The following is a 23,417-nucleotide window of genomic DNA, read 5'->3' as shown; positions in this document are numbered from 1 at the left end:
GACGACGGTTTATCCGGCGAGGTGGCCCGTCTCGTTCCAGGACTCCAGGGCGGGCTCTCCGTAGGCCCAGCCCAGGACCGAGAGGGACGTCGGGTTGAGGCGGATGCGGGACGCGAACTCGATGTCGTAGCCGAGCCAGCGGGCGCCGATGACGCGCAGGATGTGGCCGTGGGCGAACACGAGGACGTCCCGGTCGGCCTCGCGGGCCCAGGCGACCACCTCGTCGGCGCGCGCGGACACCTGCGCCAGCGTCTCGCCGTCCGGAACCCCGTCCCGCCAGATGAACCACCCGGGGCGCAGGGCCTGGATGTCGGCGGGGGTCAGTCCGTCGTACGCCCCGTAGTCGAACTCCATCAGCGCGTCCCACTCGGCGGCCCGGTCGCCGAACCCGGCGAGCTCGCACGTCTCCCGCGCGCGGGACAGCGGGCTGGTGCGCACCTCGACTCCCGGGAGGCCGTCGTAGGGCGCCCGGTGCAGCCGCTGGCCCAGGAGCTTGGCGCCGCGCCTGCCCTCTTCGAGGAGCGGGATGTCCGTCCTGCCGGTGTGCTTTCCGGACAGCGACCACTCGGTCTGTCCGTGCCGGGCCAGCAGGATGCGCGGTGCCATGAGAAGCCTTTCTAGAGGGACATGCAAGGACAAAAAGGGACAGTCACCTGTCCGTTCCTTCCATCATCACTCACACCGCGAAAGCGCAACCCGGGCGGCGATCTCTGCGTCTTTGAGGCACAGGGGGATGGCTCATCGGCCTTCGCGTACGCCGTAAAGTGACCCAGCGGCCGTACGCCGCGAGAACAGAGCGGGAACAGCGCGAATGAGATGGGGGACCCACCGGATGCCGCAGACCGAGGCAAAGGGCGCCGGCAGCCGCGGCATATCCGAGGGCCTGACGTCCCCACTCCGCCTGCGCTGGTGGACGGAGCTGCCGCTGATCCTCCTGGTGTACGGGGCCTACTCCGCCGGGCGGCTGCTCGCGCGCGGGGACGTCACGACGGCCGTGGGCCACGGCCTGGACATCCTGCGGGTCGAGAAGGCCCTGAACCTGAACCTGGAGCATCCGCTCAACCGGCTGTTCACGGCCCACACCTCCATCGGCGTTCCGGCGGACTTCTGGTACGCCTCGCTGCACTACCTGGTCACACCCCTGGTGCTGATCTGGCTGTTCCGCAGCAAGGCCGTGCACTACGCCGCCGCCCGCACCTGGCTGATGGTGTCCACGCTCATCGGCCTGATCGGCTTCACGCTGATGCCGACCTGCCCGCCGCGCCTCCTCGACGGCAAGCACGGCTTCGTCGACACGATGGCGCAGTACAGCGACTGGGGCTGGTGGGGCGGCCAGGCCAGCGCCCCGCGCGGGCTCGGCGGCATGACCAACCAGTACGCGGCGATGCCCAGCCTGCACGTCGGCTGGTCGCTGTGGTGCGGTGTGGTGCTGTGGCGCTACGGCCGCACGCCCCTGGTGAAGGCCATCGCCATCGCCTATCCGCTGCTCACCACCATCGTCGTCATGGGCACCGCCAACCACTACTTCCTCGACGCGGTCGCGGGCGCGGCCGTGATGGGGATCGGCCTGCTGCTCGTCCGGCCGGTGCAGCGCGGGGCGGCCCGGGTCAAGGCCCGGTTGCGGCCGGTCGTCGCGACCGCGCTCGCCGCACGCACTGCGGGGCGCGCCGAGGCCCCCGCGGAAGCCACCACCGCCCCAGCCGCCACTGACTCCTCGATTGTCAGTGCCGGATGCCAGACTTCGGCGGGTGAGCGAATTCCCCATCAGCGCAAGCTCGGGACCGATCCGGGCGGCAAGTCCGCCGCCAAGCCGGGTGGCAAGCCCCGCGGGAACAAGGGCGCCAGACCCGCGGGCCGCGCCGCGGACACCGGGGACAGCGCTCAGACACCGGCTCGCGGAGCTGCGCGGACCTGACGTACCGCCGCAGTCCCTGGACGCCCGCGCGCTGGCGGCGCTCGCGGCGAACCCGGGCTGCGGGCGGCGCGCGCTCCTGGACGGCGCGGGCGTGCCCAAGGCGGCGCTCGCCGAGGCGCTCGGCTCGCCCTCGGGCTTCGGGCAGTCGCAGTTCGCGTTCATGCGGGGGCACGCCTTCGAGGCGCGCGTGAAGGCCGACGGGGGCACGGAGCTGCTGCGCCTCACGCACGCGTGCCTGGGCGGCGGCCCTGAGCCGGAGCCCGGTGCGGCGAGCGTGCCGGACCTCACTGCGGCCGGGCCCGAGGGCCGCGCGGCCCGCACGGAGCTCGCCCTGGACGAGGCCTCGGCCGCCGGGGCCTGGACGCTGCTCGACCACCCGATGCTGGCCCTGGACGTCGCCGGCACGCCCGCCTTCCTGGAACCGGACGCCGTGGTCGTGGCGCCGGACGGGACCTGGACGGTCGTCGAGATCAAGTCCTTCCCCATGATCGACGGCGCGGCGGACGCGGCGAAGGTGGGCGCGGCGGCGCGCCAGGCCGCGGTGTACGTCCTCGCCCTGGAGCAGGTCGCGCGGCGCCTCGACCCCGCGCCCCAGGTGCGCCACCGCGCGCTCCTCGTCTGCCCCAAGGACTTCTCGAACCTGCCCGCCGCGTCCCCCGTGGACGTCCGCAAGCAGCTCGCCGTCACCCGCCGCCAGCTGTCCCGCCTGACCCGCGTCGAGGACATCGCGGCCACGCTCCCGCCCGGCACGACGTTCGACGTGACGCGGCCCGCCGCCGAGCTGGCCGCCGCGGTCGACGCGGTCCCCGCGACGTACGCCCCCGAGTGCCTGGCCGCCTGTGAGCTGGCCTTCCACTGCCGCGACCGGGCCCGCGCGGCGGGCGAGCTGACCTCACTCGGCCGCTCCCTGCGCGCCGACCTCGGCACGCTCGCCACCATCGACGAGGCGCTCGCCGCGGCCCGGGGCGAGGCGGGCGACGCCGACGACCCGGCGGTGGCGGCGCTGCGCCGCGCGGGCGCGCTGCGCGCGGAGGCGCTCGCCGGAGGTGTGCGTTGTCCCTGATCGACAACCTGGCCCGGCTCGACGCCGCCACCACAGGCCGCGCCCAGCCGAGGGCCACCGTCCGGCACCGGCACCTCTCCCAGCGCCCCCTCGTCTTCGTGCCGCTCATCACCGCCGGTGAGGCGGGCGCCCCGCTCGGCGCCCTGATCGGCACGGAGCGCACGGCCCCCCGGCTGCTCACGGTGGCCCAGCCCCGCGACCGCGACCTGCGCTTCGCATTCCTGTCCCGGCTCGCCGAGATCCTGCTGCCGTACGTCGAGTCGTACGCGGACGACGTCGAGGCCGCCGAGCGCACCGAGACCGACCCGGAGACCGGCAAGCGCGTCAAGGTCGAGGTCGAGCTGTGCGCGGACGCCCCGCAGCTGATCGTGCCGAGCCGCGCGGGCATCGAGTTCGTACGGCTGCTCGGCCGCTCCATGCGGTTCCGGCGGACCGCCGAGCAGGATCCGGACGCGCCGTATCCCGCGCCCCCGCGCGTGCCGCTGCTCGGGCGCTGGCTCACGCACTACGGCGAGCGGTCCCGTGTGCCCGGCTCGTCGCTGCTGCTCGCCATGACCGACCTGCTGTCCCGGCACTGGGCCACCGGCCAGTCGTCCCTCGAGGAACAGCACCTGGGCGCGCTGCTCGCGTGGATCGAGGCGCCCGAGGGGACGTCCGGCGCGGACGCGGCGCTCCGCGCGGAGCTGGCCAGGGACGCCGACGGGCAGTTGCTGTGCCCGCCCGCGGGGCCCGCCACGGACCCGGCGTTCGACAACCAGCTCCTCGCCCCGGCCATCGAGCGCCACGACCGGGCCCGCACCGCCCTGGCCGCCGCCGCGGACGGCATCGAGGCGGACGCGCTGCTCGCCTCGCTCGGCGCCGCCGAGCGCGAGATCGACGCCCTGGTGGCCAGCCGCACCCGGCCCACCTGGGACGCGGTGTGGCGCGGCCTGGACGCGCTGTGCACGCTGCCCGAGGCGCCGAGCGCCGTGGACCGGTGGCGCGGCGACCGCTGGTCCTTCACCGGGCACCGCGACCGTGTCGCCGCCGGTGAGCCGCCGCAGCCCCGCGTCGACGACGCGGTCACCGCCGCGAACAAGCTCGCCACCCGCGAGCGCGAGCAGGCCCGGCTCGACGCCCAGGAGGCCCTGGACGACCCGCTGGTCATGGCCGGGCGGCGGCTCGCGGGCGAGGCCTTCGCCGGGGAGGTGACCGACGTCGTCATGGCGTACAGCGAGGGCCGCTCGCCCCGCCCCCGCCCCCTGGTCACCGTCCGCACCGCCGACCGCCCCCAGCTCGACGAGGGCGTGAAGGCCTACCGCTCCCTCGCGGGCAAGCCCCAGTCCTTCCAGTTCGTCACCCACGACGCCGACGGCGGGCTCGTCCTGCGGCTCCTGGACAAGATGGGCCGCGGCAAGGAGCCCGAGCCCGGTTCCGTGCCGGAGGTGGGCGACCGCCTGTGCTGGACGCTCTTCGAGCACGAGCAGCGGGGCGGGCCGCGCCTCCCGGACCCGGAGGACACCCCGTGGACGCACGGCGGTCCCCCGGAGACGACGCCCGCCCTCAGCGCCCCCGTCGGCGAGCGGCCCGACCCCGTGACAGCGGAGGACATCCTGTGACGCCCGTGGCCCCCGCCGCCCCCGCCACCCCGGAGGACACCCTGTGAGCCCGGCACCCCTCGACGCGAGCCCCGCGCCGTTCGACCCCGGGGCGGAAGCCGCCCGGGCCACCGACGCGATCCTGCGCGACACGCTGGACGGCGCGCACCGGGGTGTCGTCGTCGACTCGCCGCCCGGCGCCGGGAAGTCCACCCTCGTGGTCCGCGCCGCCCTCGAACTGGCCGCGGCGGGGCGCCCCCTGATGGTCGTCGCCCAGACCAACGCCCAGGTCGACGACCTCGTCCTGCGCCTCGCCGAGAAGAACCCCGAACTGCCCGTCGGGCGGTTGCACAGCAGCGACCCCGACCCGTACGACAAGGCGCTCGACGCGCTCGCGAACGTACGCAAGTCCGCGAAGGTCGGCGACCTCGCCGGGCTCGACGTCGTCGTGTCCACCGCCGCGAAGTGGGGGCACGTCAAGGACGTCGAGCCCTGGCGGCACGCCATCGTCGACGAGGCGTACCAAATGCGGTCGGACGCCCTGCTCGCCGTCGCCGGGCTCTTCGAACGGGCCCTGTTCGTGGGCGACCCGGGGCAGTTGGACCCCTTCGCCATCGCCGAGGCCGAGCAGTGGGCGGGGCTCGCGTACGATCCCTCGGCCAGTGCGGTGACCACGCTCCTCGCCCACAATCCCGGGCTGCCGCAGCATCGGCTGCCCGTGTCGTGGCGGCTGCCCGCGTCGGCCGCGCCGCTGGTCTCCGACGCGTTCTACCCCTACACGCCCTTCCGCAGCGGCACAGGTCACGCCGACCGGTCCCTCAACTTCGGTGTCCCGTCCGACGGTTCGGGCCCCGACCGGGTCATCGACGAGGCGGCCCTCTCCGGGTGGGGCCTGCTCGAACTGCCCGCCCGGAACACTCCGCGCACGGACCCCGAGGCGGTCCGGGCCGTCGCCCTCGTGGTGCGGCGGCTGCTCGACCGGGGCGGGGCCGCGACGTCCGAGCGGGCGCCCGAGCCCGTCCCCCTCACGGCCGACCGGATCGCCGTCGGGACAGCGCATCGGGATCAGGCCGCGGCTGTACGCGGGGCGCTCGCCGCACTCGGTGTGGTGGACGTGACCGTCGACACCGCCAATCGGCTCCAGGGGCGGGAGTTCGACGTGACCGTCGTGCTCCACCCCCTGTCCGGGCGGCCGGACGCCACGGCCTTCCACCTGGAGACGGGGCGGCTGTGTGTGCTCACGTCCCGGCACCGGCACGCGTGCATCGTCGTGTGCCGGGCGGGAGTCGACACACTCCTGGACGACCACCCCTCCACGGAGCCCGTCCAGCTGGGCGTCACGGTCAAGTTCCCCGACGGCTGGGAAGCCAACCACGCAATCCTCTCGCGTCTCGCGGAACACCAAGTCCCCTGGCGCGCGTAGCCCAGAGCACCCGGGGGTCGCCCTCCCCCCCCCACGTCACGGGTGCCGTCGGCCTGGGCTGTGCCCACCCTCCCCCAAGCTCTCGGCTCCGCTCGAGCAGGGGGACCCCCATCGCCCTCTGCGCGGCCCAGCTGCCCACAGGGTTGGGGGGCAGTTGGTAGTGACCGCACCCCGCCGGACCGTTGGCCGGACGGGTACCCCCCACCGGACCGTTGGCCGAACGGGCACCCCCACCGGACCGATCGCCGCCATCCGAACCGGAGGGGACGTGCCGGTATGTCCGCGCGCAGCTCGGCCCACCACGACGGGCGTAAAGCAAAACGTTGGCGATGAGGCACACGCGAGCACGGACATACCGGCACGGCCCCGCCCCACGAACCGAAGCGAGGGCGAAGGACCGCAACCCCCACGCGCGGCGCGCGGACCTCTTGCGTGGGGAGGGACAATGGATGCGGCCACGCGGCGTACGACGAGAGGAAAACGATATGGCGGAGCCCTCGCGGCCCCGGTCCAGCCAGCGCATGCGCCCCGCACCGCTCCTCTTCGAGCCCGCGGAAGCCACTGCCGACCCCGAGCACTTCTTCGACCTGGAGTCCATCGACGACCCGCGCGAACTCCTCGCCAGGTCCACCGAGTTGACCCTGGCCTTCCGCGCCGCGACCGACCGCTCCGTCGAGTTCCAGGCCCTGGCCGCCGCCCAGCTCGCCGACCCGCGCCGCTTCGACCGCCTCACCCCGGCGGACATCGCGGAACGCGCCGAGTGGACCGAGGACTACGCGAAGAAAATGATCGAGTTCGGCCGCGAACTCCTGCGCGGCGACCCCGAGGCGTCGGGATCGAGTTCGAGCCCGACAGGGACGACGGACCCGACGGATTCGGCGACGGAGCCCGGGGCCCACTGAGCCGGAGGATCCGTTGGCATATGCCGGTGGGGCAAGGTACCCCACACCTCCGGCCGCTGTCCCGGATTCCGGCAACTCTGCGAGATCACCCGCTCACACCCGGTAGATCTATCGACATGAGCAGCTCCCCCCTCACCCTCACCCCCCACACCCCCGCCACCCCCCACGCCCCCGGCACCCCCACCAACGCCCACGACGTCACCCCCGCGGGCGCAGCCTGGCTCACCTCCGCCGAAACGTATCCGCACAGGGCCCTCGCGGACTGGCGCGCCCGCCCCACCACCCCGGCCGTCCTGTCCTGCGGCACAGCCTTCGACGTGGTCAGCGTGCCGGGCGTCTTCGGACGGCGGATGGTCGACCGGTTATGGCACGAGGGCCCCGGCTCGGGCCCCGTGGCCACGTACCGCGGCCGCATGCTGCTCTTCACGGCCCCGGGCACGGCCAGCCGCCTCCCCTCGCTCCTGGAGTGGGAGGAATGGGGCCCCGCGGTCCCCGCCCTGCTCTGCCACGGCGCAGGCGACGCGGTGACCGTGCCCCCGCTCACCGCGAGCCACGGCACAGGCCCCGACGACCGGCTCGGATCGCGCTGGCTGGTCACCCCCGACACCCGCCGCCCCTGGCTCCCCGGACCCGACGTAGTGCTCTGGGCCTGCGTCCGCGCGGCCCGCGCCGCAGCCGGATCCGCGGTGCGTATATCGATTTTTCCTCGCGGCGATCAGGATGCTAAGGTCTACGACGTCAGCAGGCGCCGCTAGCTCAGTTGGTTAGAGCAGCTGACTCTTAATCAGCGGGTCCGGGGTTCGAGTCCCTGGCGGCGCACGACACCGATACCGACGCATGTCCACAAAAAGCGTGGACATGCGTCGGTATCGTCGTTTTTGCGCGGCTTCGCCGCGCGTTGTGGGGGCTTCGCCACCCACACCCCCCCTTTGGGTCGGCCTGGGGACCGGGGCGTTTGGGTACCCCCTCCCGGCTGGGCGGTCGGGGGCCGGAACATTTCGGTCGGGGGCCGGAACATTTGGGTGGTCTGCTGGGTCACGTGGGGGTGATCTTGACGGTCCAGGCGCCGGAGGGGGTTCTGGACTCGACCTCGATGCGGATCTGCTCGCCGGGCACCGTGAAGGCCTCCCCCACTCGTACCGGCGCGTCCGCCAGCGGCGGGTAGACCGACTCCGTGTCGCACGCCTCCGAGTCGGGATGGGCGTCGATGACCTCGACGGGCCCCCGGCCGGAGGCCGTCTCGTTGCGGACGTGATAGGCGAGGACGCCCTCGCTGCAGGTGCCCTGGTCGTTGCCCACGGCACCCCGCGCCTCGATGGCAACGGCGCTGCCCCGGCCCGTGCGGACCACGGCGAGCTTGGTGGCGCCCACGCCGCCCGGAACGGGCGGGGCGGCCAGCGGGTCGAGGGTCAGCCGCCGCGGGCCGCCGTCCACGCAGACCACCTGGCGCGGCCCGAGCCAGCCGAGCTTCCACTTGTGCCAGCCGAACAGCTCGGGAGCCAGGCCGAACTGGCTGCCCATGACGTCCCAGTCACCGACGTGGGTGTCCCAGTCACCCTTGCCGTCGGTGGGCCGGTGATAGAGGTCGGGCAGGTCGAAGACGTGGCCGGTCTCGTGGGCGAGGACGTTACGGTCCGGCGGATGGCGCTCGAAGACGGTGACGATGCGGCGGATGCCGGTGCCGTCGGCCCGCATCGGACGGTCGAAGTTCACGACCTTCGTGGCGTCCGAGTTCACGCCGGGCGCGTCCGGATCGGCGACGAAGTACACGATGTCGTACGCGGAGAAGTCCACGCGCGGATCGGCCGCGGCGACGGCGTCCCGGAGGTAGGACGCGCGGTGCTGCGGGTCCCAGTCCCGCTCTATGGCGTACATCGTGGAATCTTCCGGCATTTCCACCCATTCGTGTTGCGGATGGGCGCGCAGCCGGAACCTCCCGTAGGAGGCTTGGGCGAAGAAGTCGCTGGTGGCCGGGAAGTGGTCGGCCGCGAGTTCCCGCGGGGTCGTCAGCGGCGGGGAGTCCGGGAAGGAGAGGAAGACCATGACGGCGTCGAGGGTGCGGGAGGGGCGCGGATAGGCGCCGTTCCAGGTGTCGAGGCCTTCCGAGTGGTGCGCGGGCGTGCGCCGCAGGGCGCACGGGCCCGCCTCGCCGTGGGCGATCGCCGGCCCTGCGACCAGTGAGGTGGCGGCCAGAGCGGTCAGGCAGGTGAAGAGGATGCCCGCGGTGCGCAGCCGCGGCCGCTCCCCTCCACGGGTGAGCATCCAAGGGGGGAGCTGACGCTCCACGTCGACCTCCGGGTGCGGAATGCGAGACACCTCACCCACCCTGTGATGCTTTGTCATACTTCGCCCTGTTTGTCTGACCCGGTCGAGTGAGGATCGGCCAGGATGCGACACTCCGGCCGCTCACCGGCTGTCACAAGCGGTCGAGCAGCAAAGAAGCCTGTACAGGGCCGAGCAGAAACGATCTGTCGGTCGCCTTGGGGGCCCTCGCGGGGCGTGGTACGGCTGGAACGGGCCGTCGGCCTGCCTCTATGATCGGCACACTTTCCCGGCCCCGTCGGCCGCCCCCCAAACGGCCGACCGCCTCCCCAGACCCGCCAGGATTCGGGGCCCATCGACCTGCTCGACATCAATTGCACTGCGGGAGCAAGCGGTGAACGGAACCTCACAAGGGCCGACCGCCACAGCGGTCGCAGACCCCGGCCGCGCCCGGCCTGCCGTCACAGAGCGTCACCAATCGGGCCCGACCGGGCCCCTCGCCCAGTACGCCGCCGACTACCGCGCCGCCTTCGCCGCGGCCCCCCTGGCCCTCGCCGTCGTGGACCGCGAGGGCCTGGTCGTCAGCGCCAACGAGGCGCTGGCCGAACTGCTCGGCGCCGATGCCGCCGACCTCACCGGCCGGGTCGCCGCCGACCTGGTGGACCTCGCGTCCGACGCCCGCACCTGGCACGCGTACCGCGAGGTGCTCCGCGGCCGGCAGGCCAAGCTCCGCTGCACCCGCCGCCTCAAACACCCCGACGGGCACTCGCTGTGGACGCAGATCACCGCGTCGCCGCTGCCCGGCGGGGCCGAGCGGCGCGGCGCGGGCAGCGTCCTGCTCGCCGCCGCCGACATCAGCGCGCGCCGCGATCTGCAGGCCCGGCTGCGGCATCTGCAGATGCACGACCCGGTGACCCGGCTGCCCAACCGCGCGCTGTTCTTCGAGCGCCTGGCCACGGCGCTGGAGGCGGGGTCGTACGACGACACGAGCACCGGCCGGATCGGTCTGTGCTATCTGGACCTCGACGGGTTCAAGGCGGTCAACGACACGCTCGGCCATCGCGTCGGCGACCGGCTGCTCGCCGCCGTCGCCGAGCGGCTCACCGCCCTCGCCGACCGCGCCGGATACGGCAGGGCGTCGGCGCCGCTGGTCGCCCGGCTCGGCGGCGACGAGTTCGCGCTGCTCGTGGAGGACTCCACCGGCACCGACCAGCTCACCGAACTCGCCGAGACGGTCCTCAGGGCCCTTCAGGAACCCTTCGACCTGTCCGGGCAGCGGCTCTCGGTGTCGGCCTCCATCGGTGTCGTCGAGCGGCGCGCCGCGGGCACCACGACCACCGGCCTGATGCAGGCCGCCGACACCACGCTGTACTGGGCGAAGGCCGACGGCAAGGCCCGCTGGACGCTGTTCGACCCCGAGCGCAACGCCCACCGCATGACCCGCCAGGCGCTCGCCAGTTCGCTGCGCCCCGCCGTCGAGCGCGACGAATTCGTCCTGGACTACCAGCCGTTGGTATGCCTGGAGAGCGGCGACGTGCGCGGCGTCGAGGCACTCGTACGGTGGAATCATCCGCAGTTCGGACTGCTCACGCCGAATCGGTTCATCGGACTTGCTGAAGAAGACGGCTCGATCGTGCAGCTCGGCCGCTGGGTGCTGCGGACCGCGTGTCGCCAGGCCCGGCGGTGGCAGCTCGAACACCCCGACAGGGAGCCGCTGTTCGTGAGCGTCAACGTCGCCGTGCGCCAGGTGTGGGACTCCGACCTGGTGGCGGACGTGGCCGAGATCCTGGCGGAGACCGGCCTGGCGCCGGGACTGCTGCAACTGGAGCTGACCGAGTCCGCCGTCATGGGCTCCGCGGGCCGGCCGCTGCAAGCCCTGCAGGCGCTCAGCGACATGGGCGTCCGCATCGCCATCGACGACTTCGGCACCGGCTACTCCAACCTCGCCTACCTCAGCCGTCTCCCGGTGTCCGTCCTGAAGCTGGACGGCTCCTTCGTCCGCGGATTCCAGTACGACGAGGGCGAGTACGGCACGGCGTCCGCGCACATCAACCCCGCCGACGAGGTGATCGTCGAGGCCCTGGTGCAGCTCGCCCACCGGCTCGGGCTCACCGTCACCGCGGAGTGCGTGGAGACCTCCGGGCAGGCGGAGCGGCTGCGCAGGATCGGGTGCGACACCGGGCAGGGGTGGCTGTACTCACGGCCCGTGGGGGCGGATCGTATCTCCGTACTTCTGGGGTCGCGGGGCGCGTGAGACTCGGCCCCGCGGCGCGCGTGCCGCCCCCGGTCACTCCGCGGGTTCCGGCTCGTCGCGCGCGGTGACGCATGCCTGTACGAAGTCCCTTACCTCCTGCGGGACTTGGGTGCCCCGGGTGCGCGCCACGCCGACCTGGGACGGGCCGATGCCGCGCACCACGCGGTAGACCACGCCGGGGCGGTGGCAGGAGCGGGCCGTGGCCGCCGAGGCGAGGGACACGCCCTCGCCGTCCGCTATGGCGGTCAGCCACGCCTCGAAGGTGCGGGCGACGGCGCCGATCTTCGCCGGGCGGCCGTCGCGTGCGTCCGTCGCCAGCCAGTGGTCGCGCCACCAGCCGGACTCCGGCGGGGCCGCGACGAAGGGCTCGTCGAGGAGTTCGGCGAAGTCGACCTCCTCGTACGCGGCCAGGCGGTGCGCGGCGGGCAGCGCGACGTGACGCGACTCGGTCAGCAACACCTCGACGTCCAGGGCCTCCTGGCCGGGAAACGGCAGCCGCAGCAGCGCCGCGTCGACGGCGCCCGTGGCCAGGCCCGCCGTCGGGTCGTCCGCCGCGGCCTGCGTCAGACGCACCCGCCAGCCGGGTCTGCGGCGCGCGAACTCGGCGACGCTCCGGCGCGCGAGCCCGTCCGCCCCGTCGGTCACGAAGCCCACCCGCAGGACCCGGTCCGCGCGCGCCGCCGCGCCCCGCGTGGAGCAGAGCGCCGCGTCCCAGGCGTCCAGCACCGCGGGCGCGGCGGCGGCGAGTGCCGCGCCCGCGTCCGTCAGGGCCATCCCGGCGCGCGACCGCGTGAACAACTCCGTCCCCAACTGCGTCTCCAGGCGCCTGAGTTGACGGGTCAGCGTGGGCGTCGACAGGAAGAGGCGGTCGGCGGCACGCCTGAGGTCGCCCTCCTGGGCGACGGCGGTGAAGCTGCGCAGCAGGCGGGTGTCCATGTCCATGGCGACAGATTAGGGAAGCGGGTGGGGCGCGGGGGCCGTGGGGTGGCGGCGGGCCGGACGCGCCAAGGTCCTTGCGGGTGAGGGGAGTTCGGGTGCCGCCCCCACCCCCGTCGGGGCGGCACCCTCCCTCGCGGTGTGCGGGCCGCGGGTCAGGCGGGGTTCGGCAGTCCGTAGGCGTCCGCGATGAGTTCGTAGCTGCGCAGGCGTACGTCGCCGCTGTGCGCGTTGGCCGTGAGCATCAGCTCGTCGGCGCCGGTGCGCTTGGCGAGGTCGTCGAGGCCCGTGCGGACCTGGTCGGCGGTGCCGTGGACGACGTTGGAGTTCCAGCTCGTGATGAAGTCCCGCTCCATCTCCGTGAACCGGTGTGCCTCGGCCTCCTCCGGCGTCGGCACGAGGCCGGGGCGGCCGGTGCGCAGGCGGACCATGTTCAGGGCGGCCGCCAGCACCTGGCGGCGGGCCTCCTTCTCGTCGTCCGTCGCGAGCGCCGAGACGCCGATGAGGGCGTACGGGGCGTCGAGGACGGCGGACGGGCGGAACGACTCGCGGTACAGGTCGAGGGCCGGGATCGTGTTCTGCGCGGAGAAGTGGTGCGCGAAGGCGAAGGGCAGGCCGAGCGTGCCCGCGAGGCGGGCGCTGAAGCCGGACGAGCCGAGCAGCCAGACGGGCGGGCGGTGCGGGGACTGCACGCCGCCGGGGGAGGTGGACTGGACGGGGCCCGGGACCGCGTGGATGCGGGCGTAGGGGTGGCCGTCGGGGAAGTCGTCGTCCAGGAAGCGGGTCAGCTCCGCGAGCTGCTGGGGGAAGTCGTCCGCGCCCTCGTTCAGGCGGTCCGTGCGGCGCAGGGCCGCGGCGGTCGCGCCGTCCGTGCCCGGGGCCCGCCCGAGGCCCAGGTCCACTCGGCCCGGGGCCAGGGCCTCCAGCGTGCCGAACTGCTCCGCGATGACCAAGGGGGCGTGGTTCGGCAGCATCACGCCGCCTGAGCCGAGGCGGATGCGGGTCGTGTGGGCTGCCAGGTGGGCGAGGATCACCGCCGGGGAGGAGGAGGCCACTCCCGGCATCGAGTGGTGTTCCGCCACCCAGTGGCGGTGGTAGCCGCGGGACTCGGCCAGCTTGGCCAGGGCCACGCTGGTGTGCAGCGCGTCGGTCGCCGTGCGGCCCGCGCCCACGGTCACCAGGTCCAGTACGGACAGTGGGGTGGGGGCGTCGCCGTGCCTCGGGGCCCGGATTTCGTCGCCGTCGCCGCCGCTCTGCTCCACCGTCACCGGGGCCTCCTTGTTCTCGCCGTCTTCGCCTGCGTCTTTGCGGTACGCAGGGTCGAACAGGAGGGGGGCTCCGCTTATTCCCGCGTGGGACGCCCCAGTCCCGCCCCTTCTCCGAAACCGGGGGCTGCCGCCCCCTGGACCCCCGCTTGTCGGCGCTTCGCGCCTCGTCCTCAAACGCCGGACGGGCTATATCCAGCCCCTCGTGGGGGTCCCCCCTGCTCCTTAAGAGCTTGGGGGAGTTCGAGGAGCGGGGGCCTGGGGGCGGAGCCCCCAGGATCGGGAAGGGGCGGGGTTGGGGAGCTCCCAGCCGGGCTACCGGTCTCGGATCTGGACCACGGGTTCCTTCGTGAAGAGGGTGCCGAGGGTGGGGGCGTTCACTCGGCGGGAGGCCAGGCGGAGGGCTTCCCAGACAGTGACCTGGTTGGCGGTGAGGACCGGCTTGCCGAGTTCGGCCTCCAGGGGCTGGATGTGGGCGGCCGTGTGGAGGGCGGTGTCGGGGAGGAGGACGGCGGCCGCGTCGGGGTGGTCGCCCGCGCGGGCGAGGGCGAGGACCTCGTCCCAGCCCCAGGTGCCGACCTCCGCGGCGGTGATGATGCCGCTGCCCCGCATGGCCACGACCTCGGCCCCCGCGGCCTTGAGGAAGGCGGAGAAGTGGTGGGCCACGTCCTCGGGGTAGGTCGCGGCGATGGCGACGCGCTCGGCGCCCAGCTCGCGTACCGCGTGGGCGAAGGCGAAGGACGTGGAGGAGGCGGGCAGCCCGGCGGCACGGGCCAGCGCCCGGACCTGGTCGTGCGCCCCGTCCCAGCCGAAGACGAAGCTTCCGCTGGTGCAGGCCCAGACGACGGCCTCCGCACCGGTGAGCCGCAGGTCCTCGACCCCGGCGGCGAGCCGCGCCGCGGAGCCCATCTCCAGGAGCGCGTCGACACGGTGCGCGTCCTCTCCGATGTCCGTGTGCACGACGTGCAGGCGGATGTCGGAGTCGAGGAGTTGTTCCATGCGGGGGTAGTCGTCCTCGGCCGAGTGTCCGGGATAGAGGAATCCGAGTGCGGTCAAGTCCAGCCTCCTTCGGCGGTCGGTCCTGCGGGCCCGGTGGGTTCCGCGGGCCCTGACGGTCCCCCGGGCGGGTCGGGCAGGCTGTCGGAGGGCGCCGCGGCCGGCGGCACCGCGGGCGACACGGGCGGCTCGGCGAGTGCGTCGAGGGCGCCGTACTCCGCGGTGCCCGGCCGCGCGCCCGCGTTGATCAGCGCTTGGTAGGGCCCCACGGCTCGCGTACCCAGCTTGCGCAGGGACGACCACATCGTGACCTGGTTCGCCGAGATCACCGGCATCCGCAGCTCCGCCTCCAGCTGCGGGATGACGTCGTACGTGGGCAGGTTCGTGCAGCTGATGAACAGCGCGTCGACGGGGCCGGACGCCGCCTGCCGCGCCATGTCGGCCACGTCGCGGTAGGGCACCTTCCAGATGTGCCGGGTCAGGCCCAGATAGGCGCGGCCCACGACCGAGACGCCCGCCTCGGCCAGATACTCCTCCAGGGACTGGGTCACCGACCAGGTGTAGGGCGTGACCAGGGCGATCCGCCGCGCGTCCAGCTCGTCGAGCGCTTCGAGCAGGGCGCCGGACGTCGTCACGGAGGCGACCGAGCCCTCGCGCGACATGGCCTCGCACATCGCGCGCTCGCCCGCGATGCCGCCGACGAAACTGCCCGAGGTGCAGGCGTAGGCGAGGACTTCGGGTTCGGCGGCGGTGAGCGCGCGCACCGCCTCGGCCAGGGTCTCGTGCTCGCTGACCAGGCGGGCCAGGTCGAGGCTGACTTCGACGGGCACGTACGGCGTACGCGTCAGATGCAGGGAGACCTCGTCCGGGACCCAGCGCCACAGCTCCCGGTCGAGGGCGAAGTCGAAGGGTGCGACGACACCGACACCGCGCTGAGGGTGTGGTCCGCCGAGGGTGGAAAAGGAAGTGACGTCCATGAGCAGGCCCTAAGTTCGTGCGTGCAGGGACAGGGCCGGCCGGGGGCCGGAATTGGAGCTTGGCGGCGCGCGACGCGCCGGGACGTCGGGACGGGGGTGCGTGTGCGGCGAGCACACCGTGCGCGAGGGAGGGAGCACTCAGCGTGCCCGTCCCTGTGGTGCCTGAGCTGAACTGCTTCTGTTGACGAAGGTAGGTTGGGGTGCCAGCGTGGTCAATCCGCACATCTCAGACGGCTGAGAACGTCGGCCGCCGGGACGCTGCGGTGTCGTCCTGACGCTCTCCCAGGGAAGCGGGCTCTCGTTGCGAAACGGTTTCTCTGCCATGTCCGAAAGCGGTGGCTCCGAGAGCGCCGCGCGCGCCGGAAGCGGGGGCTCCGGGGGCGGGGCTTCCGGAAGCACGGTGCCCGGTGAGGGCGTGCCCCGGAGCACCGGGGCGCGGGCCGCAGCGCCTGCCGAGGCCCCCGCGCCCCCCACCGCTCCCCCTGTCCCCGCCGTCCCCACCGTTCTCGTACTGGACGCCCCTTCCCCCGCGCCCCCGCCCCGCCTCGGCTCCCTCACCGGGCGCGCCCGGGTGCTGCACGCCGACGAGGACACCCTCGCGGAGCGGCTGCCGGACGCCGATGTGCTCCTGGTGTGGGACTTCCTCTCGCACGCGGTGCGGCGCGCCTGGCCCGGGGAGGGGCCGCGGCCCGCGTGGGTGCACACCGCGAGCGCGGGCGTCGACCATCTGATGTGCCCCGAACTCGCCGCGTCCGACGCGGTGGTGACCAACGCGCGGGGCGTGTTCGACGAGCCGATCGCCGAGTACGTGGCCGCGCTCGTGCTCGCCATGGCCAAGGATCTGCCGCGCACCCTCGACCTCCAGCGGGAGCGGACCTGGCTGCACCGCGAGAGCCGGCGGATCGCGGGCACGCGCGCGTGCGTGGTGGGTTCGGGGCCGATCGGCCGCGCCGTCGCCCGCACCCTGAAGGCGCTCGGCATCGCCCCCGCGCTGGTCGGGCGGGCCCCGCGCACCGGCGTGCACGGCCCGGACGACCTCAACCGGCTGCTCGCGCGCGCCGACTGGGTGGTGTGCGCGGCGCCCCTGACGGACGACACCCGCGGCATGTTCGACGTGCGCCGCTTCGGCGTCATGCAGCCGTCGGCGCACTTCATCAACGTCGGCCGGGGCCAGCTCGTCGTGGAGGACGACCTGGCCGCCGCGCTGTCGAAGCGGTGGATCGCGGGTGCCGCGCTCGATGTCTTCGAGCGGGAGCCGCTGCCCGCGGACAGCCCGCTGTGGACCGCTCCGGGCCTGATCGTCTCGCCGCACATGAGCGGTGACACGGTCGGCTGGCGGGACGAACTCGGCGCGCAGTTCGTGACGTTGTACGGCCAGTGGGAGGCGGGCCGGCCGCTGACGAACGTGGTCGACAAGAAACGTGGGTATGTCCCTGGGCACTGATCGTTCCGCGCCCGCGCACGGGCACCGAACGGCCGACGCCCGGCCGTCGTCGACGCCTGCCCCGCCCCCGTCTCCTGAAGGAGCACGCATGACCGAGCTCACGGACCTCACCGCCGTACAACTCGTCGATGGCTACCGCAAGGGCGAATTCAGCCCCGTGGATGTCACCCGTGCGGTGCTGCGCAGGGCCGAGGAGATCCAGCCGGTCGTCAACGCGTTCGTACGGCTGGACCCCGAGGGGGCGCTCGCCGGGGCCGAGGAGAGCGCGGAGCGCTGGCGGCGCGGTGAGCCCGCCGGGCTCGTCGACGGGGTGCCGGTGACGGTGAAGGACCTCCTGCTGCAGCGCGGCGCGCCCACCTTCCGGGGCTCCAAGTCCGTGGCGGAGGAGGGCCGTTGGGACGAGGACGCGCCCTCGGTGGCGCGGCTGCGCGAGCACGGTGCCGTGTTCGTCGGCAAGACGACGACGCCGGAGTTCGGCTGGAAGGGCGTGACGGACAGCCCCCGGCACGGCGTCACGCGCAATCCGCACGATCCCTCGCGCACCGCAGGCGGCTCCAGCGGCGGCAGCGCGGCCGCCGTGGCGCTCGGCGCGGGGCCGCTGTCGCTCGGCACGGACGGCGGCGGGTCGGTGCGGATCCCGGCCGCGTTCTGCGGGATCTTCGGGTTCAAGCCCACGTACGGCAGGGTGCCGCTGTATCCGGCGTCGGCGTTCGGGACGCTCGCGCACGTCGGGCCGATGACGCGGGACGCGGCGGACGCGGCGCTGCTCCTTGACGTGATCTCCGCGCCGGACGCGCGGGACTGGTCGCACCTCGGGCCGACGGCGGGGAGCTTCCGGGACGGGCTCGACGGCGGGGTGCGGGGGCTTCGGGTCGCCTACTCGCCCTCGCTCGGCGGGCAGGTCGCGGTGCGGCCCGCCGTCGCCGCGGCCGTGCGGGACGCGGTGGGGGTGCTGGCCTCGCTCGGCGCGTACGTCGAGGAGGCCGATCCCGACTTCACCGATCCCGTCGAGGCCTTCCACACGCTGTGGTTCAGCGGGGCGGCCCGGGTCGTGCAGCAGCTGCCGCCCGGGCGGCGGGAGCTGATCGACCCGGGGCTGCGGGAGATCTGTGCGCAGGGGGCCCGGTCCAGTGCGCTCGACTATCTGGCCGCCGTGGATGTGCGGATGGCTCTGGGGCGGCGGATGGGGCTCTTCCACGAGACGTACGACCTGTTGGTGACGCCCGCGTTGCCGGTCACCGCGTTCGAGGCGGGGGTCGAGGTGCCGGGGAAGTCCGGGCTTCGGCGGTGGACGGGGTGGACTCCGTTCACGTATCCGTTCAATCTGACGCAGCAGCCCGCTGCGACGGTGCCCTGTGGGGTGGATGGGGACGGGTTGCCGGTGGGGGTGCAGATCGTGGCCGCTCGGCATGCGGACGCGCTGGTGTTGCGGGTGGCGCAGGCGCTGTACGGCGGGGGCGCCGCGCGGGGCGTCCCCCAGCCCCGCCCCTTCCCGTAACCGGGAGGGGGCTAAAAACCATTCTCACGCCCGCCGGAAGTTCAGCGTCTCCCCCAGCGCCCCCGACCTCCACAAGTCGTTGCACGCGTCCGCCATCTCCTCCAGGCCCTCGACGATCTGGCCCCAGACGATGCCGGGGACCCAGCCCACATCGCCGTTGATCAGGAGGTTGTTGCGTTCGTAGAAGAGGGCCAGGTCGACGATGGTGCCCTGTTGGGCCGTCTCGTAGCCGTGGGACTTTGTGCCCAGCTCTGTGCCGGAGAAGGTGAAATAGCACAGGTCGCCGGGGATGGGGGTGATGGTGGGGTTCTCCAGCGGGGGCTCCTCGGGGGCGAATGCCGGGAACAGGGCGTAGATCTCGTTCCGGGCATACTTCGCGTGGAACACCTCTCCGCCCAGGGGGAGCGCGTCCCAGACCGCCGCGCAGGTCACCGGGGCCCGGTCGTCGAGGAGCTTCGCCGTGGCCTGAACTCCCCGCTTGGCGAGGGAGACTTCGATGTATCGGTCTGCCATGCGCCCCATGGTTCCCTCCGGGGCGAGGCTCACGTCAAGTGCGCAACGATCGGATCAGGGGCCGAAATTCAACGGCATATCTCGTGTCGACTCGGGTAGCCGCGCGGCCATGGCTCCACCATCGAGGAACCCAAACAAGACAGAGCGCGCACCCGGCGTGCGCCGGAGATCCGTGCTCGCCTCCGCCGCCGTCCTGGGCGCGGGCGCGCTCGGCGCGACGGCGTGCAGCCGGGTGCCGACGGGCGACACACTGGCCCGCCTGAAGTCGCAGGGCACGGTGCGGCTCGGCATCGCGGGCGAGGCCCCGTACGGCTACATCGACGACAAGGGCGACTTCACCGGTGAGGCGGTGGAGCTTGCGAAGATCATCTTCAAGCGGCTCGGCGTGGACGACGTGCAGCCCGTCGCCACCGACTTCAGCTCGCTGATCCCCGGGCTCAAGACCCAGCAGTTCGATGTCGTGTCGGCCGGCATGTACATCAACAAAGAGCGCTGCCAGCAGGTGATCTTCTCCGATCCCGAGTACCAGATGCTGGACGCCTTCATCGTGCGCAAGGGCAACCCGAAGGGGCTGCACACCTACGCCGACGTCGTGAAGAAGAAGGCCAAGTTCGGGACCGGGACGGGCTACGCCGAGATCGCGTACGCCGTCGACGCCGGGTACAAGGAGAGCGACATCGTGATCCTCCAGGACCCGGTGGCGGGGCTCAACGCCGTCGAGGCCGGACGGATCGACGTGTTCGGCGGCACCGCGCTGACCGCGCGCGGCGTGGTGAAGAAGAGCCGCAAGGCCGAGGCCACCGAGGCGTTCGCGCCCCTCGTCGACGGCAAGAAGCACGTCGACGGCGGCGGCTTCACCTTCCGCCCCAACGACACCGAGCTCCGCGACGCCTTCAACGTGGAGATCCACAAGATGAAGAAGAGCGGCGAGCTCTTCCGGGTGCTGAAACGGTTCGGTTTCACCAAGGACGAGATGACCACCCTGACCGCAGAGGAGCTGTGCAAATGACAGCGGGACTGTGGGAACACTGGGTACTTCCGGGCATCTGGATCACCATTCAGCTCACGCTCTACAGCGCGGCGCTCGCCACCGTCGTGGCCTTCGCCGTCGGCATCGCGCGCACGCACCATCTGCGTGTGGTGCGCTTCTTCGCCGGGTTCTACACCGAGATCTTCCGCGGCACCTCGGCGCTGGTGCTGATGTTCTGGATCTTCTTCGTGCTGCCGCAGCTCGCGGGCTGGGCGCTCGTCCCGATGTGGGCGGCCGTGCTCGCACTGGGTCTGTCGTACGGGGCCTACGGCGCCGAGGTCGTCCGCGGCGCCCTGAACGCGGTGGCACCCGCACAGCGCGAGGCGGGGGTCGCGCTGAGCTTCACGCCGTGGCAGCGGATGCGGCTCATCCTGCTGCCGCAGGCCGTGCCGGAGATGATCCCGCCGTTCTCCAACCTGCTGATCGAACTGCTCAAGGGCACCGCCCTGGTGTCGCTGCTCGGCATCGGTGACGTGTCCTTCGCCGCCTATCTGGTGCGGCTCGCCACCACCGAGAGCGCGGAGATCTACTCGATCACGCTGGTCATCTACTTCGTGCTCGCGTTCCTGCTGACCCGTGGGATGCGGATCCTGGAGCGCCGGGCCAAGGCCGGGATCGGGCAGCGGCCCGAGCCGGGCGTCGGCATCATGCGCAGGCTGAGCCTGCGCCAGTCGACGAACGAGCTGACCCACGCGGTGAAGCAGAACGGGGGTGCCTCATGAACGACGGTACGGACAAGTGGGACTGGGGCGCCGTCTCCGACTTCATGCCGCACTTCTGGGACGGGCTGCTCGTCACCCTCCAGGTGCTCGCGCTCGGCTCGCTCATCTCGTTCGGGCTCGGCCTCGTCTGGGCGCTCGCGTTCCGGGCGCCGACGCGGTTCGTCCGCTGGCCGGTCGGGATCGTCACCGAGTTCATCCGCAACACCCCGCTGCTCGTGCAGCTCTTCTTCCTGTACTTCGTGCTGCCGGAGTGGGACATCCAGTACTCCGCGATGACGACCGGCACCATCGCGATCGGCCTGCACTACTCGACGTACACCGCGCAGGTGTACCGCGCGGGCATCGAGGCCGTGCCCGTCGGCCAGTGGGAGGCGGCCAAGGCGCTCAGCCTGTCGTACACGCGCACCTGGACCGCGGTGATCCTGCCGCAGGCGATCCGGCGCGTGATCCCGGCGCTCGGCAACTACGTGATCGCGATGCTCAAGGACACCCCGCTGCTCGCGAGCATCGGCGTGCTGGAACTCCTGCAGCGCTCGCGTCTCGAAGCCGCGCAGACCTTCCAGTACACCGAGGCGCTGACCGTCGTCGGTGTCGCCTTCATCCTCATCGCCTACCCGTCCTCCCTCCTCCTGCGAGCCCTGGAGCGCCGTCTTGTCCGCTGACACGAATCTCACCAAGGACCAGCCGAACCCTGCGGTGGACGGCAGCGAGCTGATCCGCTTCGACAAGGTCGTCAAGCGCTTCGGGTCCAACACGGTCCTGGACGAGCTGGACTTCTCCGTCGCCTCCGGCAAGCACGTCACCCTGATCGGCCCGTCGGGATCCGGCAAGACGACGATCCTGCGGCTGCTGATGACCCTGCTCAAGCCGGACGAGGGCACGATCAAGGTCGGCGGGGAGTATCTGACGCACGAGGAGAAGAACGGCAAGCTCGTCCCGGCGGGCGAGAAGCACGTGCGCGAGGTCCGCAAGAACATCGGCATGGTCTTCCAGCAGTTCAACCTCTTCCCGAACATGAAGGTGCTGCGCAACATCACCGAGGCGCCCGTCACCGTGCTCGGCCTGTCCAAGGACGAGGCGGAGCAGCGGGCCCGGGACCTGCTCGACCTGGTCGGCCTCGGCGACCGCTGCGACGCCTACCCGACGCAGCTCTCCGGCGGCCAGCAGCAGCGCGTCGCGATCGCCCGCGCCCTCGCGATGCGGCCGCAGGTGCTCCTCCTGGACGAGGTGACGTCCGCGCTCGACCCGGAGCTGGTGGCGGGCGTCCTCGACGTCCTGCGGGACATCGCGCACACCACCGACATCACGATGCTGTGCGTGACCCACGAGATGAACTTCGCCCGGGACATCTCCGACCAGGTACTGATGTTCGACGCGGGCCGGGTGATCGAGTCCGGGCCGCCGGAGAAGATCTTCACCGAGCCCGAGCACGAGCGGACGCGGGGATTCCTCTCGGCGGTCCTCTGAGCACGGGCGTCGTGCCGGGCGGTGCCGTGAGCACGGCACGCAACGCGTGAGGCCATGGCGCCGGTGTATTCACCTGGCATATGCCAGAGTGGCGCGTTCCTGTTCAGCGAGTCGGAAACGCGCCACTCTTGTGGTCAACACCCCCTCCCCAGGGGGTATTTGGCGGTTATCGTGGACAGTGTCCAGCTGTCCGGAACCGTTCCATCTCAGGCTCAGGGGATCAGGGAGAAGCCGTGGCGGTGCAGCGCGAGTCGACGACGGCCCACCAGTTGGTGCAGAACGCCCTGCGGGTGCTCGAAATCGTCGCGCGCCGGGGCACCGGCGTCACCGAGGAAGAGCTGACCCGGCGCGCCGCCCTGCCCGCCACCCAGCTCGCCGCCCTCCTGCGCATGCTGCGCCGCGAGGGGTACGTCGAGCAGATCACCGACGGGGCGTACGTCACGGGCGCCTCGCTCACCCGCCTCGGCTCCGCCCACGACCGCGCCCTCGCGCTGCGCGACAAGCTCCGGCACACCCTCGGCGGCCTGCGCGACTCCATCGGCGCCGCGGTCTACGTCAGCCGGTACGTGGACGGCGAGATCCGGGTCACCGACTTCGCCGACGGCCCGCGCACGCCCAAGGTCAACGAATGGGTGGACTTCCGGGTCTCCGCGCACGCCAGCGCCGTCGGCAAGAGCCTGCTCGGCCAGCTCGACCTGGACGCCCGCCGCGACCACCTCTCCCGGCACAAGATGGCCCGCCTCACCTCGCGCACCATCACCAGCGAGCGCGTCCTGCTCCACAACCTCGACGCCCAGGCCGCCACGGTCCCCGTCCTCGACCTCCAGGAGTACGCGGTCGGCACGGTCTGCGCCGCCGTCCCGATCACCGCGGGCGCCACGGTCGGGTCCCTCGCCCTCTCCCTGCCGGTCGAGCACGCCCACCGGCTGCGCGAGGCCGCGGAGACCCTGAACCGGAAGGCGGCCCCGGTGCTGCTGTCCCTGGCGATCTAGGGGGCTCGGGGCCAGGTGGCCCCGCCCCCTCCCCGGGTGGTCCGGAGCACCCTCCAGGACCAGGTATTATTTTCGAGTCAGCAGGCGCCGCTAGCTCAGTTGGTTAGAGCAGCTGACTCTTAATCAGCGGGTCCGGGGTTCGAGTCCCTGGCGGCGCACGACAGCGAAGGGCCTCCGTGAT

21 protein-coding genes and 2 tRNA genes are annotated in these 23,417 nt (G+C 72.6%); 16 read left to right on the top strand and 7 right to left on the bottom strand.

The window, feature by feature from the left end; translation table 11 throughout:
- Window positions 1-9 precede the first annotated feature (9 nt).
- Window positions 10-606 carry a histidine phosphatase family protein gene (locus ACZ6AA_RS17330; RefSeq protein ID WP_405664080.1) on the bottom strand — a complete coding sequence of 199 codons (597 nt, stop codon included), beginning with the start codon at window positions 604-606 and terminating at the stop codon, window positions 10-12.
- Between the two features lie 226 nt (window positions 607-832).
- On the opposite strand from ACZ6AA_RS17330, the gene ACZ6AA_RS17325 reads away from it, so the two are divergent.
- The 7 genes from ACZ6AA_RS17325 to ACZ6AA_RS17295 all read left to right on the top strand — a co-directional run bounded on the left by ACZ6AA_RS17325 (window position 833) and on the right by ACZ6AA_RS17295 (window position 7,699).
- Entirely contained in the window at window positions 833-1,915 is a 1,083-nt protein-coding gene (locus ACZ6AA_RS17325) for a phosphatase PAP2 family protein (RefSeq protein WP_471458708.1), read from the top strand.
- Window positions 1,815-2,978 carry a hypothetical protein gene (locus ACZ6AA_RS17320; protein WP_471458706.1) on the top strand — a complete coding sequence of 388 codons (1,164 nt, stop codon included), beginning with the start codon at window positions 1,815-1,817 and terminating at the stop codon, window positions 2,976-2,978. Before ACZ6AA_RS17325 ends, ACZ6AA_RS17320 begins: the two co-directional genes overlap by 101 nt.
- Window positions 2,969-4,576 carry a hypothetical protein gene (locus ACZ6AA_RS17315; RefSeq protein WP_471458704.1) on the top strand — a complete coding sequence of 536 codons (1,608 nt, stop codon included), beginning with the start codon at window positions 2,969-2,971 and terminating at the stop codon, window positions 4,574-4,576. The genes ACZ6AA_RS17320 and ACZ6AA_RS17315 overlap by 10 nt, the downstream gene beginning before the upstream one ends.
- Window positions 4,577-4,619: 43 nt before the next feature.
- Window positions 4,620-5,978 carry an AAA domain-containing protein gene (locus ACZ6AA_RS17310; RefSeq protein WP_468449867.1) on the top strand — a complete coding sequence of 453 codons (1,359 nt, stop codon included), beginning with the start codon at window positions 4,620-4,622 and terminating at the stop codon, window positions 5,976-5,978.
- A gap of 485 nt (window positions 5,979-6,463) precedes the next feature.
- Complete coding sequence (locus ACZ6AA_RS17305) at window positions 6,464-6,880, top strand: hypothetical protein (RefSeq protein ID WP_468449868.1); 417 nt, start codon at window positions 6,464-6,466, stop codon at window positions 6,878-6,880.
- Window positions 6,881-6,996: 116 nt separating this feature from the next.
- Window positions 6,997-7,635 carry a bifunctional DNA primase/polymerase gene (locus ACZ6AA_RS17300; protein WP_471458703.1) on the top strand — a complete coding sequence of 213 codons (639 nt, stop codon included), beginning with the start codon at window positions 6,997-6,999 and terminating at the stop codon, window positions 7,633-7,635.
- Window positions 7,626-7,699 (top strand) — tRNA-Lys (locus ACZ6AA_RS17295). Before ACZ6AA_RS17300 ends, ACZ6AA_RS17295 begins: the two co-directional genes overlap by 10 nt.
- Before the next feature lie 216 nt (window positions 7,700-7,915).
- On the opposite strand, the gene ACZ6AA_RS17290 is transcribed toward ACZ6AA_RS17295, so the two are convergent.
- Window positions 7,916-9,142 carry a M6 family metalloprotease domain-containing protein gene (locus ACZ6AA_RS17290; protein ID WP_471458969.1) on the bottom strand — a complete coding sequence of 409 codons (1,227 nt, stop codon included), beginning with the start codon at window positions 9,140-9,142 and terminating at the stop codon, window positions 7,916-7,918.
- A gap of 394 nt (window positions 9,143-9,536) precedes the next feature.
- Between ACZ6AA_RS17290 and ACZ6AA_RS17285 the strand changes: the two genes are divergently transcribed.
- Complete coding sequence (locus ACZ6AA_RS17285) at window positions 9,537-11,396, top strand: putative bifunctional diguanylate cyclase/phosphodiesterase (RefSeq protein ID WP_468483276.1); 1,860 nt, start codon at window positions 9,537-9,539, stop codon at window positions 11,394-11,396.
- 33 nt (window positions 11,397-11,429) lie between these two features.
- Here ACZ6AA_RS17285 and ACZ6AA_RS17280 read toward each other — a convergent pair whose 3' ends face one another.
- The 4 genes from ACZ6AA_RS17280 to ACZ6AA_RS17265 all read right to left on the bottom strand — a co-directional run bounded on the left by ACZ6AA_RS17280 (window position 11,430) and on the right by ACZ6AA_RS17265 (window position 15,570).
- Entirely contained in the window at window positions 11,430-12,338 is a 909-nt protein-coding gene (locus ACZ6AA_RS17280) for a LysR family transcriptional regulator (protein ID WP_471458701.1), read from the bottom strand.
- Window positions 12,339-12,487: 149 nt separating this feature from the next.
- Entirely contained in the window at window positions 12,488-13,600 is a 1,113-nt protein-coding gene (locus tag ACZ6AA_RS17275; RefSeq protein ID WP_468449872.1) for an LLM class flavin-dependent oxidoreductase, read from the bottom strand.
- A 312-nt stretch (window positions 13,601-13,912) separates the two neighbouring features.
- The gene (locus ACZ6AA_RS17270) at window positions 13,913-14,653 is read right to left on the bottom strand and encodes a maleate cis-trans isomerase family protein (RefSeq protein ID WP_468449873.1); all 741 of its coding nucleotides are present in this window, start codon (window positions 14,651-14,653) and stop codon (window positions 13,913-13,915) included.
- Window positions 14,650-15,570 carry a maleate cis-trans isomerase family protein gene (locus tag ACZ6AA_RS17265; protein WP_468449874.1) on the bottom strand — a complete coding sequence of 307 codons (921 nt, stop codon included), beginning with the start codon at window positions 15,568-15,570 and terminating at the stop codon, window positions 14,650-14,652. Before ACZ6AA_RS17265 ends, ACZ6AA_RS17270 begins: the two co-directional genes overlap by 4 nt.
- A gap of 511 nt (window positions 15,571-16,081) precedes the next feature.
- Here ACZ6AA_RS17265 and ACZ6AA_RS17260 point away from each other — a divergent pair.
- Window positions 16,082-17,014 carry a D-2-hydroxyacid dehydrogenase gene (locus ACZ6AA_RS17260; protein WP_468450229.1) on the top strand — a complete coding sequence of 311 codons (933 nt, stop codon included), beginning with the start codon at window positions 16,082-16,084 and terminating at the stop codon, window positions 17,012-17,014.
- A gap of 88 nt (window positions 17,015-17,102) precedes the next feature.
- Window positions 17,103-18,512, top strand: coding sequence for an amidase (locus ACZ6AA_RS17255; RefSeq protein WP_471458699.1), 1,410 nt, complete (start codon window positions 17,103-17,105; stop codon window positions 18,510-18,512).
- Between the two features lie 24 nt (window positions 18,513-18,536).
- Here ACZ6AA_RS17255 and ACZ6AA_RS17250 read toward each other — a convergent pair whose 3' ends face one another.
- Window positions 18,537-19,025, bottom strand: coding sequence for a DUF3830 family protein (locus ACZ6AA_RS17250; RefSeq protein ID WP_468449876.1), 489 nt, complete (start codon window positions 19,023-19,025; stop codon window positions 18,537-18,539).
- Window positions 19,026-19,134: 109 nt separating this feature from the next.
- Between ACZ6AA_RS17250 and ehuB the strand changes: the two genes are divergently transcribed.
- From ehuB to ACZ6AA_RS17220, 6 genes are all read left to right on the top strand, one after another.
- Window positions 19,135-20,034 carry an ectoine/hydroxyectoine ABC transporter substrate-binding protein EhuB gene (gene ehuB / locus ACZ6AA_RS17245; protein WP_468449877.1) on the top strand — a complete coding sequence of 300 codons (900 nt, stop codon included), beginning with the start codon at window positions 19,135-19,137 and terminating at the stop codon, window positions 20,032-20,034.
- A complete protein-coding gene (gene ehuC, locus ACZ6AA_RS17240; RefSeq protein ID WP_471458697.1) occupies window positions 20,031-20,777 on the top strand; it encodes an ectoine/hydroxyectoine ABC transporter permease subunit EhuC in 747 nt (248 codons plus the stop codon). Before ehuB ends, ehuC begins: the two co-directional genes overlap by 4 nt.
- On the top strand, window positions 20,774-21,439 hold the full coding sequence (ehuD, locus tag ACZ6AA_RS17235; RefSeq protein ID WP_468449879.1) for an ectoine/hydroxyectoine ABC transporter permease subunit EhuD: 666 nt from the start codon (window positions 20,774-20,776) through the stop codon (window positions 21,437-21,439). The genes ehuC and ehuD overlap by 4 nt, the downstream gene beginning before the upstream one ends.
- A complete protein-coding gene (ehuA, locus tag ACZ6AA_RS17230; protein ID WP_468449880.1) occupies window positions 21,429-22,244 on the top strand; it encodes an ectoine/hydroxyectoine ABC transporter ATP-binding protein EhuA in 816 nt (271 codons plus the stop codon). The genes ehuD and ehuA overlap by 11 nt, the downstream gene beginning before the upstream one ends.
- 233 nt (window positions 22,245-22,477) lie before the next feature.
- Entirely contained in the window at window positions 22,478-23,236 is a 759-nt protein-coding gene (locus tag ACZ6AA_RS17225) for an IclR family transcriptional regulator (RefSeq protein WP_468449881.1), read from the top strand.
- 84 nt (window positions 23,237-23,320) lie between these two features.
- Window positions 23,321-23,394: transfer RNA gene (locus ACZ6AA_RS17220), tRNA-Lys, on the top strand.
- The last annotated feature ends 23 nt before the right edge of the window (window positions 23,395-23,417 follow it).

This window comes from Streptomyces sp. NPDC040610 (assembly GCF_055594065.1).
The sequence above is the reverse complement of the archived record's forward strand: the minus strand, read 5'-3'. Positions and strand labels throughout refer to the sequence as shown.

Coding starts and splice junctions, on each gene's coding strand:
- ACZ6AA_RS17330 (WP_405664080.1), bottom strand. CDS start 606: ATGGCACCGCGCATCCTGCTGGCCCGGCACGGACAGACCGAGTGGTCG.
- ACZ6AA_RS17325 (WP_471458708.1), top strand. CDS start 833: ATGCCGCAGACCGAGGCAAAGGGCGCCGGCAGCCGCGGCATATCCGAG.
- ACZ6AA_RS17305 (WP_468449868.1), top strand. CDS start 6,464: ATGGCGGAGCCCTCGCGGCCCCGGTCCAGCCAGCGCATGCGCCCCGCA.
- ACZ6AA_RS17300 (WP_471458703.1), top strand. CDS start 6,997: ATGAGCAGCTCCCCCCTCACCCTCACCCCCCACACCCCCGCCACCCCC.
- ACZ6AA_RS17290 (WP_471458969.1), bottom strand. CDS start 9,142: ATGCTCACCCGTGGAGGGGAGCGGCCGCGGCTGCGCACCGCGGGCATC.
- ACZ6AA_RS17280 (WP_471458701.1), bottom strand. CDS start 12,338: ATGGACATGGACACCCGCCTGCTGCGCAGCTTCACCGCCGTCGCCCAG.
- ACZ6AA_RS17265 (WP_468449874.1), bottom strand. CDS start 15,570: ATGGACGTCACTTCCTTTTCCACCCTCGGCGGACCACACCCTCAGCGC.
- ACZ6AA_RS17255 (WP_471458699.1), top strand. CDS start 17,103: ATGACCGAGCTCACGGACCTCACCGCCGTACAACTCGTCGATGGCTAC.
- ACZ6AA_RS17250 (WP_468449876.1), bottom strand. CDS start 19,025: ATGGCAGACCGATACATCGAAGTCTCCCTCGCCAAGCGGGGAGTTCAG.
- ehuB (WP_468449877.1), top strand. CDS start 19,135: ATGGCTCCACCATCGAGGAACCCAAACAAGACAGAGCGCGCACCCGGC.
- ehuC (WP_471458697.1), top strand. CDS start 20,031: ATGACAGCGGGACTGTGGGAACACTGGGTACTTCCGGGCATCTGGATC.
- ehuD (WP_468449879.1), top strand. CDS start 20,774: ATGAACGACGGTACGGACAAGTGGGACTGGGGCGCCGTCTCCGACTTC.